Genomic DNA, 13,115 nt, shown 5'->3' with positions numbered 1-13,115 from the left:
TTGGCCGTTACGGCAGATTGTCCCGCAGAAAGATGTCGAGACGGATGCGCTCCTGCGCCTCGACGACCGATTGCCCGTCCGCCGTCGCCTTCAGGACGCGGATCGCGCTTCTGACCTCATGGCCGGCATCCTGGTTGAGCACCGCGTCGATCAGCCCGTCCGTCAGCGCTGCCCGCGTCGTCTCGGTGAGCTCGTGGGCGATCACCGCCGGCCGGCGATCGCGGCGCACCTCTTTGAGGAGACGCATGAGACCGCGATTGCCGGCCCCGAGGCTGTAGATGCCGGCGATGTCGGGGTGGGCGGCAAGTGCTGCGCGCAGCACCTGTTCGGCGGTCGCGGGGTCGTCCCGACCTTCGAGAACGGGCAGCAGATGCAGATGGCCGAATTCCGCAGCCATGACGGCGCGAAAACCCTCGAAGCGCTCCCGATGGTCGCGCACCATCAGCGAACCGGCGAGAACCGCGACGCTGCCCGCTTCTTGTCCGAGAAACCGCCCCATGAGGCTCGCCGCCGTGCGGCCGGCCGCAATATTGTCGATCCCGGCATAATGCTGACGCGTCGACCCCGGCAGGTCGGAGACCACCGTCACGACGGGGATGCCCTCCCCGGTTAGTTCGTCGACGGCGGCACGCACCTCCGGCGCATCAACTGCCACCAGCGCGACGCCGGCGGGTCTATCCCGACCCGCCTCCCTCAACGCGGCGACCAGCGCCGGCGGATCGAAGGCGGGAACCTCGATGATGCGGATCGCCAGCCGTTCGACCGCCGCCCGGGTGACCGCGTCGCCGACGGCCGCCGCGAGCCCCCGCATGAAGGAATTGTCGTTGGAAGGCAGGATGAAGGTCAGCGGATAGACGCGGCTCTTCGCAAGATTGGCCGCGGCCATGTCCCGGACGAATCCCAGTGCCGCAACGGCGGCATCGACCTTCGCGCGCGTCTCCTGCCGCACGCCGGGCCGGTTGTTCAGCACCCGGTCGACGGTCGCGAGGCTCACGCCCGCATGGATGGCAATGTCGTGGACGGTTGGCTTCATGTCTCCTCCGGCGCGACTCTGTACCGGAGTTCTTGAGGTACGTAAATCATATTCTGAGATACGTACCTCACAATTTTCAAAATGCGTGCCGGAAAAAAGAAGGACCGTCGCTTTGAGGGCGACGGTCCAGGGCGCTGCGGTGGATCTTGGAGGTAGGAGGATCAGTGGCCGCTGCCGGCGGGCGCCGCTGCGGCTGGCCGCTTGATCAGCAGGGTCAGGAAGATCAGCGAGAAGAACAGGAGCGTGAGCCCCATGAAGACGTCGATGAAGGAGAGGAGCCACGACTGCTGGGTCACCACGCCTGCGAGCTTCTTCACCGCCGCCGAAGCGCCGTCGAGGCCATAGCTGTCGTAATTGCCGCCGACGTTGTTCAGCCAGTTGAGTGCCGCCGGATTGCTCCAGGTGATGTGCTCGGAAAGGCGGGCATAGTGCTCGTCCGAACGTTGGGTCAGCATGGTGTTGATGATCGCCAGGCCCACCGCACCGCCGAGATTGCGCGTCAGGTTGAAGAGACCCGAGGCATTCTTGATGCGTTCCGGCGGCAGTGTTCCGAGCGCGATATTGTTGATCGGCACCATGCAGAGCATCAGCGAACAGCCGCGCAAGATCTGCGGCAGTAGGAGTTCATAGAAGTCCCAGTCAGCGGTCATGCCGGTCATGAGCAGCGTGCCGGCGGAGAAGCCGCCGAAACCGATCATCATCATCACGCGCGGATCGAGCCGGCTCGACAGCGCTCCGGCGACGGGTGCAGTCAGGAACATCGCCGCACCCGAGACGAACATCGTCTCGCCGATCATCAGCGAATCGTAGCCGCGGATACGCCCGAGATAGAGCGGATAGAGGTACGTGAGGCCGTAGAGGCCGACGCCCATGACGAAGGAGAAGAGCGAGCCAAAGGCGAAGTTGCGGTTGGCGAAGGCCCTGAGATCGACGACCGGGAACTCCACCCTGAACACCCGGTAGAAGAATACCGCCGCCCCGATCAGCATCGCGATCGTGCCGAGAACGATATGCTCGTCGTTGAACCAGTCCTTGTTGTTGCCCTCTTCCAGCACGTATTCGAGCGTACCGAGGAAGAGCGCCATGGAGGCGAGCCCCCACCAGTCGAACTTCTTGAACAGGCTGAGTTCGGGCTCGTCGAAGTCGATGAGGCTCCAGGTTACGGCGGTCACCAGGATGCCCGGAATGACGTTGATGAGGAACAGCCAGTGCCACGACATCGCATGGCTGATATAGCCGCCGATCGTCGGTCCGATCGTCGGCGCGAGCGTCGCAACGAGGCCGATGATGGGCGAAACGATGTTTCGCTTGGAGGGCGGGAAGATCGTGAAGGCCGCGGCGAAGACCGACGGGATCATGCCGCCGCCGATGAAGCCCTGGATCGCCCGGTAGACGATCATCTGCTCGATGTTGGTGGCGGTCGCGGCAAGCGCGCTCGCCATCGTGAAGCCGGCGGCCGACAGTGCGAACAGAACCCGCGTCGAGAGGATGCGCGCCAACACGCCCGAAAGCGGAATCATGATGACTTCGGCGATCAGGTAGGAGGTCTGCACCCAGGCGATCTCGTCCGCGCCGGCGCCGAGACCGGCCTGGATTTCGGCAAGCGACGCGGAAACGATCTGGATGTCCAGGATCGACATGAACATGCCGAACACCATCGCGAAGAACGCGACGACGCGCTTCGGGTCCATCGGCTGGTCCGCGGCGGGCACCGCCCCGCCCGCATTCCTCACTGTCGCCGTCGCAGCCATGCTCTTACCTCGACATCCGTCACTTGGCCGCGAGCGCGTGGCCGGCCGGCGCAGTGCGCGTGTCGACGTCGACGACGACGCTCAGGCCCGCCCGGAGCTTGCCGCTGTCGAGAGCCTCCTTCGGCAGGGAGATGCGTACCGGCACGCGCTGGACGACCTTGGTGAAGTTGCCGGTCGCGTTCTCGGCCGGCAGCATCGAGAAGACGGAACCCGATGCCGGCGCGATCGAGGTGACGGTGCCGACGAGCGGCTCCTCGTCGAAGGCGTCGACATGGATGTTGACCTTCGATCCGGGCGCGAGATGGGCTATCTGCGTCTCCTTGAAGTTCGCGTCGATGAAGAGATCGCTCACCGGAACCAGTGCGGCGAGCCGCTTGCCGGCCGAGACGAGGTCGCCGGTCTGGACGGAGAGATTGCCGACCACGCCGTCATAGGGCGCCTTGAGGACAGTAAATCCCAGGTCGCGCTTTGCCTTTTCGAGAGCCAGCTCGGCGGAACGGATCGCCGCCTCTGCCTCTGCACGTTGCGCCTTGAGGACGGCGATCTGCGCCTCGGCCGCGGCGATGTTCGCGTCCGCGGCGCTCACATTGGCCTGCGCCTGTTCGAGCTGCGTCTTCGCACTGTCGAGGTCCGCGGTCGACACTACCTTCTGCGCCTGCAGGCCGCTCGCCCGCTTGAAGGAAAGCTGCGCGAGGTCGAGGCTGGCGACGGCCGCCTGCTTCTGGGCCTTCGCCTGCAGCAGGCTCGCCTCGGCGCCCTTGATCTGCGCGTCAACGCGGTCGAGCGTCAGGTGCTGGCTCTTCACCTGCGCCTCGGCCTGCTCCGCGGCGATACGGTAATCGCCGTTGTCGAGGGTCACGAGCGGTTCACCCGCCTTGACGATCTGGTTGTTGGTGACGTTGACCTTCTCGACATAGCCGCCGACCTTCGGCGAGATGATGGCAATGTCGCCTTCGATGTAGGCATCGTCCGTGGACACCATGAAGCGGCCTTCGGTCCACCAGTTATAGCCGTACCAGGCGGCACCGGCGAGAAGCGCGAACGCCACGACCGGCAAAACCGGACTGCGCCGCTTCTTCGCCTTCATCGGCTCCTGCAACTGTGCGGGAGCGGAAGTCTCGTCCTGACGGCCTTCGACGGTCTCCGGGGCCGTCGTCTCGACGACCACCGGATCGCGCCCGGTGTCGACCGAGCGGATTGCATTGCTTCTCTGGGAGCCGGACATTGTCGTTTCCATCTTTTGAATTGACAGGTTTCGTTTCGGGTCAGGCATACAAAAGTGCATTTATATTGAACTGAACCGTTCGGTTCGGTTGACTTAGAGCGTTTCATCCCACATATCAAGAGAGATCGAACCGTCGAGTTCGATTTCGTTAGTTTTTTGAGTACCCGAAAGAGACGCGTGAGCAAGAAAATGTCCGAAACGCCGAACCCGATCCCGGAGACCAGCCTTTGTTCCGTAGGGCGCTTCGCCGCCGGTGAAGATCCAGTGAAGCGCGAGCAGATCCTCGACGGCGCCCGCTCCGTCTTCATGCGGGTGGGTTTCGACGCGGCGAGCATGAACGACGTGACGCGGGAGGCCGGAGTCTCCAAGGGAACCATCTACGTCTATTTCGACAGCAAGGAAGAACTGTTCGGCGCGCTGATCGAGAGAGAAAAAGGCCGCTTTACGGAATTCCTGCGCGACATCCTGGCAGAGAGCAGCGATGTCCACGACGGGTTGCGCCGTTTCGGCATCGCCTTCGCCCGGCATATCATCAACTCGGACATGATCCCTGCAATGCGCATCCTGCTCGGCGTCGTCGACCGCATGCCGAGTCTCTGCAAGCGCTTCTTCGCCTCCGCCCCAGCCAACGCCCGCACCGTTCTGCGGACCTTCATTGAGCAGCAGGTCGAGGCCGGAGCGCTGAAGGTGGAGGATACCGATCTTGCCGCCCGCCAGTACATCGAGCTTGCGACCGGCCAGTTCTTCCGTCAGCGCCTATTCGGCGAAATGACCGCGCCGCCGGAAGAGACTGAAATCGAGTATGTCGTGGACAGCGGCCTCAAGGTCTTCATGGCGGCCTACGGCACCGAGGCCCGGGCAGACGGCTAACCGACGAAATCAGCGTAATTTTCCGGAACAGGCCAGGATCCGGGCCTTGTCGTTTGGCGGTACTTGGGCCATTTGTGCTTCCACGAACCACCAACCGGAAGAAGTTCATGCAGGATCTCGCTCTTCTCGTCCAGGACCCCGCCGCCTGGGTCGCCCTGATCACGCTGATCGTCATGGAGGTCGTCCTCGGGATCGACAACCTGGTGTTCATCTCGATCCTCACCAACAAGTTGCCCGCCGCCCAGCGTGTGCCGGCGCGCCGCATCGGCATCGGCCTGGCGCTGGTCATGCGTCTCGTCCTGCTCGGCACCATCGCCTGGATTGTCCAGCTCACAACCCCCGTCTTCGAACTCTTCGGTCACGGCTTCTCCTGGAAGGACATGATCCTGATCGGCGGCGGCCTGTTCCTAGTCTGGAAGGCCACCAAGGAAATCCACCACAATGTCGACCCGATCGACCACGATGAGGATTTCATCGCATCCTCGGCAACCGGCACGCTCGCCGCCGCCATCGGCCAGATCCTCCTGCTCGACCTCGTCTTTTCCGTCGACAGCATCATCACCGCCGTCGGCATGACCGATCACCTGCCGGTCATGATCATCGCCGTCGTCGTGGCCGTCACGGTCATGCTGCTCGCCTCGAACCCGCTGGCGAACTTCATCGAGAAGAACCCGACCATCGTCATGCTGGCGCTCGGCTTCCTGCTGATGATCGGCATGACGCTGATCGCCGACGGCATGGGCTTCCACGTCCCGAAGGGCTACGTCTACGCGGCAATGGCCTTCTCGGCGCTGGTCGAAGGCCTCAACATGCTGGCGCGCCGCAAACGCCGCGCCGAGGCCGGAAAGAAGACGCTGCACTGAGGGGCGAACACCCGGATCGATCGGCCCGCGCGGCATCCCCGCGCGGGCCGATCGCATTTCAAGGCTCCTGCGTCTTCGTTCGGAACAAAGCAGAGCACCCTGCATTGGAGGGATTGATCGGTACCGCCTGATCCGGAATACTCGAGGTCAAACGGCAGCGGAGTCTCATGTCAACCGAGCAGATTCTGGCTTTCGCGGTAATCGGCACCATGATGGGTTTCTTCATCTGGGATCGCTTCCGCTATGATGTGGTGGCCTGCACTGCGCTCATCGTCGCCGTCGCTCTCGGGCTCGTACCGGCCGACAAGGCCTTTTCCGGCTTTTCCAACGACATCGTGGTCATCGTCGGCAGCGCCCTCGTCGTCAGCGCCGGCGTCGCCCGCTCGGGCATCGTCGATGCGGCGATCAAGCGCTTCTTCCCGAAGCTCGAGTCGGTCCGCGCGCAGATGGTCCTGCTGCTCCTGACCGTGGCCGTGCTCTCAGCCTTCATCAAGAACATCGGCGCGCTGGCGATCATGATGCCGGTCGCCTTTCAGTTCTCCCGTCGCTCCGGCACGTCTCCGTCGATCTTCCTGATGCCGATGGCGTTCGCCGCCCTCCTGGGCGGCCTGATGACCCAGATCGGCACCTCGCCGAACATCGTGGTCTCGCAGCTTCGCCACGAGATCACCGGCGAGAGCTTCAGCATGTTCGATTTCACACCGGTCGGAGCGGTGCTCGCCCTCACCGGCGTCCTCTTTCTGATCTTCTTCTACCGGCTGGTGCCGGAGAGGGAGAACCAGGCTTCGTCCCTACAGGAGACGTTGGAGAACTCGAGCTACGCGACCGAGGCCAGGGTCACGAAGCAATCGTCCTTCGGGGGCAAGAAGCTGAGTGACCTGCTGACGCTCTCCGGCGGAGAGGTGATCGCGACCGGCATCCTGCGCGGCCATGTCCGCATCGCCCCCTTTCCCGATGTGCAGATCCGGGAAAACGACATTCTTCTCCTCGAAGGCCCGTCCGAGGCGCTCGACCGGGTCGTCTCCCAGGCGTCACTGGCGCTTTCCGGAAGGCCGCTCGCCCAGGACGGAGAGAAGAACAGCGACATCGGCGCAATCGAGGCGGTCATCGCCCACGACTCCTTCCTGATCGGCATGACCGCACGCGAGCTGTCGATCTTTCACAGCTACGGCGTCAACGTGATTGCCGTAAGCCGACCGGGAAAACGAACGGGCGAAAGCATGGGCGAGATGACCCTGCGCGCCGGCGACGTCGTCGTCCTCCAAGGCAGGAGGAACACGCTGCCCGGCCTGCTTCAGGAACTCGGTTGCCTTCCGCTTGCCGAACGCGAAATCCTGCTCGGTACTCCGCGCAATGCTGCCGTGCCGCTCGCGATCCTGGTCGCCGCGATGGGTGCGACCGCGCTCGGGCTCGCTCCCATCGGCATCGCTTTCTTCGCGGCAGCACTCGGCATGGTGATGCTGCGCGCCATACCGCTCAGCGAAATCTACCGGGCGGTGGACGGTCCCATCCTGGTGATGCTCGCGGCACTCATTCCGGTGAGCGACACCTTGCGCACGACCGGCGCGAGCGATGTCGTTGCCGCCTGGCTCGGTCATGTGGCGGTCAATCTTCCCACCTATGGCGCGCTGGCGCTGATCCTCGTGACGGCCATGCTGGTCACGCCGTTCCTCAACAATGCCGCAACCGTGCTCGTCATGGCGCCGATCGCGGCGAGTTTCGCGGCCAACCTCCACTACAAACCGGAGGCTTTCCTGATGGCGGTTGCGGTCGGCGCGGGTTGCGACTTCCTGACGCCGATAGGCCATCAGTGCAACACGCTCGTGTTCGGCCCGGGCGGGTACCGCTTCAGCGACTACCCGCGGCTCGGTTTGCCGCTTTCGGGTCTGATCGTACTGGTCAGCGTGCCGACCCTGCTCCTCGTCTGGCCGGTGTCGTGAAGCCGCACGGAAAAAAGCAAAAAAGAAGAGCCGGCATTGGCGGAATGCGGCTCTTCAGTGCGGGGACTAGGGATGAGGAACGCGGGCCGGACGGGTCAGAGCTCGTCTGCCGTTTCGTTGGCCACGGTGAGAAACCGGAAAAATCACCGTGTTCTCGTTCCCGTCGCGTCCGGTTGGCACGGCCCGTGTTCTGCAGGGTCAAACGCAACCGGCAGCTGAAGGTTCCCGACGACCGTATTTTTTCATCGGTTTCTCCTTCACCGCCGCCGTGGCACCCGCCGCCCTGCCGCAGTGTGTCTTGACGCCCGCGGCCGAATGTGGCCTAAGGCCACGGAATGAAAAATCGCGGGATTTCCCGCTTTAGGCGGTTTTCGACGCGGTTTTTCGCTTTTCGACACCCCGTCCGTGACCACGCGGTTTTCCGCCCGGTCACTCGCACGTCACCAGAGCAAGAATCCGATGACCACTTCCGGCGTCCGCGTCCGTATTGCACCTTCCCCGACCGGCGAGCCGCATGTCGGCACCGCCTACATCGCGCTGTTCAATTATCTCTTCGCCAAGAAGAACGGCGGCGAGTTCATCCTCCGCATCGAGGATACCGACGCCACCCGCTCGACCGCGGAGTTCGAGGAGAAGGTTCTCGACGCGCTGAAATGGACCGGCCTCAAGTGGTCGGAAGGCCCGGACGTCGGCGGGCCTTACGGCCCTTACCGCCAGTCGGAGCGCAAGGACATCTATCGTCCCTTCGTCGAACAGCTCGTTCGCGACGGCCATGCCTTCCGCTGCTTCTGCACGCCGGAACGGCTGGAAATGATGCGCGACGCGCAGCGCGCCAAGGGCATGGCGCCGAAATATGACGGCCTCTGCCTCCACCTGAGCGCCGAGGAAGTGACCGAGCGCATGGAGGCGGGTGAACCCTCCGTCGTGCGCATGAAGATCCCGACGGAAGGCTCGTGCAAATTCCACGACGGCGTCTACGGCGACGTCGAAATCCCGTGGGACAGCGTCGACATGCAGGTGCTCCTGAAGGCCGACGGCATGCCGACCTACCACATGGCAAACGTCGTCGACGACCACCTGATGAAGATCACCCACGTCGCCCGCGGCGAGGAGTGGCTGGCCTCGGTGCCGAAGCACATCCTGCTCTACCAGTATCTCGGCCTCGAACCGCCGAAGTTCATGCACCTGTCGCTGATGCGCAACGCCGACAAGTCGAAGCTGTCGAAGCGCAAGAACCCGACCTCGATCTCGTACTATTCCGCGCTCGGCTACCTGCCGGAAGCGCTGATGAACTTCCTCGGCCTGTTCTTCATCCAGATCGCCGAGGGCGAGGAACTGCTGGCGATGGACCAGCTTGCCGAAAAGTTCGATCCGGAGAACCTCTCGAAGGCCGGCGCCATCTTCGACGTGCAGAAGCTCGACTGGCTGAATGGCCGCTGGATCCGCGAAAAGCTGACGCCGGAGGATTTCCTCTCCCGCATCTTCGACTGGGCGTCAGAAAACGACCGCCTGACCGAAGGCCTGAAACTGGCGCAGAGCCGCATTTCCAAGCTCGGCGAACTGCCGCCGCTCGCCGGCTTCCTGCTGGCGAACGACGTCGGCCTCACGCCTGCCTCCTTCGCCGGCCTGAAGACCTCGCCCGCCGAAACGCTGGAGATCATCAACACCGTGCAGTTCGACCTCGAAAAGATCGTCGAATGGAACGTCGCGACGATCGAAGAGGAACTGCGGGCGATTTCCGACCGCCTCGGCAAGAAGCTGCGCGTCGTCACGCCGCCGCTCTTCGTCGCCGTTTCGGGAAGCCAGCGCTCACTGCCGCTCTTCGATTCCATGGCGCTGCTCGGCCGTTCGGTCGTGCGCCAGCGGCTGAAAGTGGCAAGCCAGGTGCTGACCTCGATGGTCGGTAGCGGAAGCTGAAATTGAAGTAGGCCCCTCGTTCGCCTGCCTGCACCTTCTCCCCGCAAGCAGCGAGAAGGGAGCAAGAGGCGCCGCAGCCAGTCCCCTCGCCCCGCTTGCGGGGAGAGGGTTAGGGTGAGGGGCAATTTACACGGCGCAAGGCCAAGAGCCGCCACAGGAACTGAACGATGAACGAAGCGAAGACAGAAACCGCCCTTTCCTCTGATGCGACCGAAGTGCGCCGACAAAAGCTGGGGCTGCTGCGCGACAAGGTGGGCGACGTCTATCCCGCACACTTCCACCGCACGATGACCAACGAGGAACTGGCGGAGAAATATGCCCATCTCGAGCCGGACACCGAATCCGGTGACGTGGTGACGGTGGCGGGCCGCGTCTATTCCTCACGCAATTCGGGCATGTTCATGGATATCCATGACGCCTCGGGCAAGATCCAGATCTTCTCCCACAAGGACACCACGCCGGAAGAGGCCCGCAGCCTGCTGCCGCTCATCGACCTCGGCGACATCATCGGCGTGACCGGCGCGGTCCGCCGCACCAAGCGTGGCGAACTGACGATCAACGCCCACGAGATCGTCATGCTGACCAAGACGCTGCTGCCGATGCCGGAGAAGTATCATGGCCTCGCAGATATCGAGACGCGCTATCGCAAGCGCTATCTCGACATCATGGTCAACGAGGAATCCAAGCTGCGCTTCCAGCAGCGCAGCAAGATCCTCTCGGCGCTGCGCCGCTTCCTCGAGGACGACGGCTTCATGGAAGTCGAAACCCCGATGCTGCAGGTGATCTACGGCGGCGCGGCGGCAGAACCCTTCAAGACCCACCACAACACGCTCAAGCTCGACATGTACCTGCGCATTGCGCCGGAACTCTACCTGAAGCGCGTCCTGGTCTCCGGCCTCACCGACAAGGTCTTCGAAGTCAACCGCAACTTCCGCAACGAAGGCGTCTCGACCCGGCACAATCCCGAGTTCACCATGATGGAGTGCTATTGGGCCTATGCCGACTACGAGGACATGATGAGCCTCGTAGAACGGCTGTTCGAAAGCCTGGCGCTCGCCGTCCACGGCAAGACCGAATTCGCCTTCACCGACAAGGAGCTCTCCTTCAAGGGGCCGTTCCGCCGGATCTCCATGCCCGATGCGGTCAAGGAGGCGACCGGCATCGATTTCCTGTCGCTCAAGACCGACAAGGAAGCACGCGCCGCCGCTTACAGCGCCGGGTTCGAAGTCGAGAAGGACGCGACCTGGGGCGAATGCCTCGCCTATGTCTTCGAGGAGAAGGTCGAAGCGACCCTGATCCAGCCGACCCACGTCATCAACTTCCCGAAGGATATTTCGCCTTTCGCCAAGGAAGTGCCGGGCGAACCACGCCTCGTCGAACGTTTCGAGAGCTACTGCAACGGCTGGGAAATCGGCAACGCCTTCTCGGAGCTCAACGACCCAGTCGAGCAGCGCAACCGCATGGTCGAGCAGCTCAAACAGGCCCATGAGCGCGGCGAGACCGAAAAGGAACTGGACGAGGACTTCCTCGAAGCCATGGATCAGGGCATGCCGCCGGCGGGTGGCCTCGGCATCGGCGTCGATCGCCTGATCATGCTTCTGACGGACTCACCGTCGATCCGCGACATCATCCTGTTCCCGGCCCGCCGCCACAAGGGCGACTGAGCCGACCGATCTGCAGACAAACGAAGCCCCGGGATACAGCGTATCCGGGGCTTTCGTTTTTCTCTGACTTCGTGCAGGGCGTCAGCCGTGACCGCCTGCCTCCGCCGGAGCCGGTTCACCGTGACCGGAAGACTTCTCTGCGGGAGCGGCGTGAGCATCGCCGCCGTGGCCACCGGCAGCCGCCGTCTCGGGGGCACCATCCGGTTTCGCGCAGTCGAACTTGTCGTCCATCAGCGCCGCGATGCGTTCGACGTCTTCGCTCGGAACGACGATCTTCTCACCGTAGAAGAGACCGCTCTCGTTCGCGGGGCGGTCTATGTAGCGTGCGGTGAAGACGTCAGCGCCTTCGACCTCCGGCACGCGCGACGGATCGGGGATGTAGACGACATCCGCGCCGATCGCATGACCACGCATGTTCGCCCGGTCCTTCGGCCCGTCGTCATCGATCACCACCACCTGCACGAGGTCAGGCTTCTGTTCCTCGAATGTCTTCTCCGCGACCCGCAGCGCCGTCTTCAGGCGGGAAAGACCGTCTCCACCGTTGGTCGAGACGTATTTGCGGATCCACTGGCGATCCTTCTTCTTGATGAGGACCGTCTTCACCTCGGTGCACTTCTGTCCGTTCGCCCCGCGAAAGGTCGATCCGAGTAGCTTTTCAGCACCGATATAGACGGCTGCAGAGCCCGTCGCACCGCAAAAAACCAGAATGCCGCCGAAGACGAGTGCCAGCTTCCGGGACGGGCGGAATATGTTCAAAAGCCCCTTCAACCCCACGATACCACCATCGGACCACTCCCGGTTACGCAATACCAACGGCTTTTGCTAGCACGCCGATCTTGAGGAAGTTTTAATCGCATGGCGCAGTTTGCAGGAATGTTGCGAATGATTTGCAGTTGCGTTGACATTCACGAAAGTGAAGCTACTTTGAAATGAGAATGATTTGCAAAAAGGGTAAGCCTGCATGAAGCGCACGATCATCGGCCTGCTTGCCACCATTACGCTTTCCGGATGGGCCGGGATGGCGGTCGCGGCAGAGAAACCGAAGGTGATTACGACCTTCACGGTCATCGCCGACATCGCACGCAACGTCGCAGGCGATGCTGCCGAAGTCGACAGCATCACCAAGCCGGGCGCCGAAATCCATAACTACCAGCCGACGCCGCGCGACATCCTGAAGGCCGGCGACGCCGATCTCGTGTTGTGGAACGGGCTCAACCTCGAGCGCTGGTTCGAGAAGTTCCTCGCCAATCTCGGGAACGTGCCCGAAGCCGTGGTCAGCGAAGGGGTCACGCCGCTGAGCATTTCCGGCGGCGCCTATGACGGAAAGCCCAATCCCCATGCCTGGATGTCACCGGACAACGCCCTGATCTACGTGGAGAACATCCGCAAGGCACTCACCGCGATCGATCCCGATCATTCCGACGTCTATGCCGCCAACGCGAAGGCCTATGCCGAAAAGATCAGGGCCGAGATCGAACCGATGAAGGCCGAGATCGCCGCCCTGCCCGAAGAGGAACGTTGGCTCGCGACGAGCGAAGGCGCATTCTCATACCTTGCGCGCGACCTAGGCCTGAAGGAAGTCTTCCTCTGGCCGATCAATGCCGACAGTCAAGGCTCGCCGCAGCAGGTCCGTGCCGTCATCGATGCGGTGCGCGCGCACAAGATCAAGGCGATCTTCAGCGAAAGCACGGTTTCCGACAAGCCTGCCCGGCAGGTGGCGGCGGAAACCGGTGCGCTCTACGGCGGCGTTCTCTATGTCGATTCCCTCAGCGAGGCCGACGGCCCGGTCCCGACCTATCTCGATCTTCTGAAGGTTACGGTGGCGACGATTGCGAAAGGACTTGCGGGATGA

At 63.0% G+C, this 13,115-nt stretch carries 10 protein-coding genes; 6 read left to right on the top strand and 4 right to left on the bottom strand.

The features are described from left to right. Positions 1 to 7: 7 nt before the first annotated feature. The 3 genes from EUU22_RS23065 to EUU22_RS23055 all read right to left on the bottom strand — a co-directional run bounded on the left by EUU22_RS23065 (position 8) and on the right by EUU22_RS23055 (position 4,009). Positions 8 to 1,033, bottom strand: coding sequence for a LacI family DNA-binding transcriptional regulator (locus tag EUU22_RS23065; protein ID WP_129334304.1), 1,026 nt, complete (start codon positions 1,031 to 1,033; stop codon positions 8 to 10). A 161-nt stretch (positions 1,034 to 1,194) separates the two neighbouring features. Next, positions 1,195 to 2,784 (bottom strand): DHA2 family efflux MFS transporter permease subunit, encoded by a 1,590-nt coding sequence (locus tag EUU22_RS23060; RefSeq protein ID WP_129334303.1) that lies wholly within the window; start codon positions 2,782 to 2,784, stop codon positions 1,195 to 1,197. 19 nt (positions 2,785 to 2,803) lie between these two features. Beyond that, on the bottom strand, positions 2,804 to 4,009 hold the full coding sequence (locus EUU22_RS23055; RefSeq protein WP_129334302.1) for an HlyD family secretion protein: 1,206 nt from the start codon (positions 4,007 to 4,009) through the stop codon (positions 2,804 to 2,806). Positions 4,010 to 4,198: 189 nt separating this feature from the next. On the opposite strand from EUU22_RS23055, the gene EUU22_RS23050 reads away from it, so the two are divergent. The 5 genes from EUU22_RS23050 (at position 4,199) to lysS (ending at position 11,263) form a co-directional block, all read left to right on the top strand. Continuing rightward, complete coding sequence (locus EUU22_RS23050) at positions 4,199 to 4,879, top strand: TetR/AcrR family transcriptional regulator (protein WP_129334406.1); 681 nt, start codon at positions 4,199 to 4,201, stop codon at positions 4,877 to 4,879. Between the two features lie 107 nt (positions 4,880 to 4,986). Further along, complete coding sequence (locus EUU22_RS23045) at positions 4,987 to 5,742, top strand: TerC family protein (protein WP_129334301.1); 756 nt, start codon at positions 4,987 to 4,989, stop codon at positions 5,740 to 5,742. Positions 5,743 to 5,909: 167 nt separating this feature from the next. Further along, complete coding sequence (locus EUU22_RS23040; RefSeq protein WP_129334300.1) at positions 5,910 to 7,682, top strand: SLC13 family permease; 1,773 nt, start codon at positions 5,910 to 5,912, stop codon at positions 7,680 to 7,682. 459 nt (positions 7,683 to 8,141) lie between these two features. After that, positions 8,142 to 9,599, top strand: coding sequence for a glutamate--tRNA ligase (gene gltX, locus EUU22_RS23035; protein ID WP_129334405.1), 1,458 nt, complete (start codon positions 8,142 to 8,144; stop codon positions 9,597 to 9,599). Between the two features lie 167 nt (positions 9,600 to 9,766). Beyond that, complete coding sequence (lysS, locus tag EUU22_RS23030; protein ID WP_129334299.1) at positions 9,767 to 11,263, top strand: lysine--tRNA ligase; 1,497 nt, start codon at positions 9,767 to 9,769, stop codon at positions 11,261 to 11,263. 81 nt (positions 11,264 to 11,344) lie between these two features. Here the strand turns inward: lysS and EUU22_RS23025 are convergent, their stop codons facing one another. Continuing rightward, entirely contained in the window at positions 11,345 to 12,019 is a 675-nt protein-coding gene (locus EUU22_RS23025; protein WP_245485262.1) for a hypothetical protein, read from the bottom strand. 205 nt (positions 12,020 to 12,224) lie between these two features. Here EUU22_RS23025 and EUU22_RS23020 point away from each other — a divergent pair, with 205 nt between their 5' ends. Then, a complete protein-coding gene (locus EUU22_RS23020) occupies positions 12,225 to 13,115 on the top strand; it encodes a metal ABC transporter substrate-binding protein (RefSeq protein WP_129334297.1) in 891 nt (296 codons plus the stop codon).

The organism is Ciceribacter ferrooxidans, from assembly GCF_004137355.1.
Taxonomy (GTDB): Bacteria; Pseudomonadota; Alphaproteobacteria; order Rhizobiales; family Rhizobiaceae; genus Allorhizobium; species Allorhizobium ferrooxidans.
Note: the sequence above shows the minus strand (reverse complement) of the source record. Positions and strands in the feature narration are given on the sequence as shown.

Bases quoted from the DNA above. Each gene is read 5' to 3' on its own strand.
- EUU22_RS23065 (WP_129334304.1), bottom strand. From the start codon at position 1,033: ATGAAGCCAACCGTCCACGACATTGCCATCCATGCGGGCGTGAGCCTC.
- EUU22_RS23060 (WP_129334303.1), bottom strand. From the start codon at position 2,784: ATGGCTGCGACGGCGACAGTGAGGAATGCGGGCGGGGCGGTGCCCGCC.
- EUU22_RS23055 (WP_129334302.1), bottom strand. From the start codon at position 4,009: ATGTCCGGCTCCCAGAGAAGCAATGCAATCCGCTCGGTCGACACCGGG.
- EUU22_RS23050 (WP_129334406.1), top strand. From the start codon at position 4,199: ATGTCCGAAACGCCGAACCCGATCCCGGAGACCAGCCTTTGTTCCGTA.
- EUU22_RS23045 (WP_129334301.1), top strand. From the start codon at position 4,987: ATGCAGGATCTCGCTCTTCTCGTCCAGGACCCCGCCGCCTGGGTCGCC.
- EUU22_RS23040 (WP_129334300.1), top strand. From the start codon at position 5,910: ATGTCAACCGAGCAGATTCTGGCTTTCGCGGTAATCGGCACCATGATG.
- gltX (WP_129334405.1), top strand. From the start codon at position 8,142: ATGACCACTTCCGGCGTCCGCGTCCGTATTGCACCTTCCCCGACCGGC.
- lysS (WP_129334299.1), top strand. From the start codon at position 9,767: ATGAACGAAGCGAAGACAGAAACCGCCCTTTCCTCTGATGCGACCGAA.
- EUU22_RS23020 (WP_129334297.1), top strand. From the start codon at position 12,225: ATGAAGCGCACGATCATCGGCCTGCTTGCCACCATTACGCTTTCCGGA.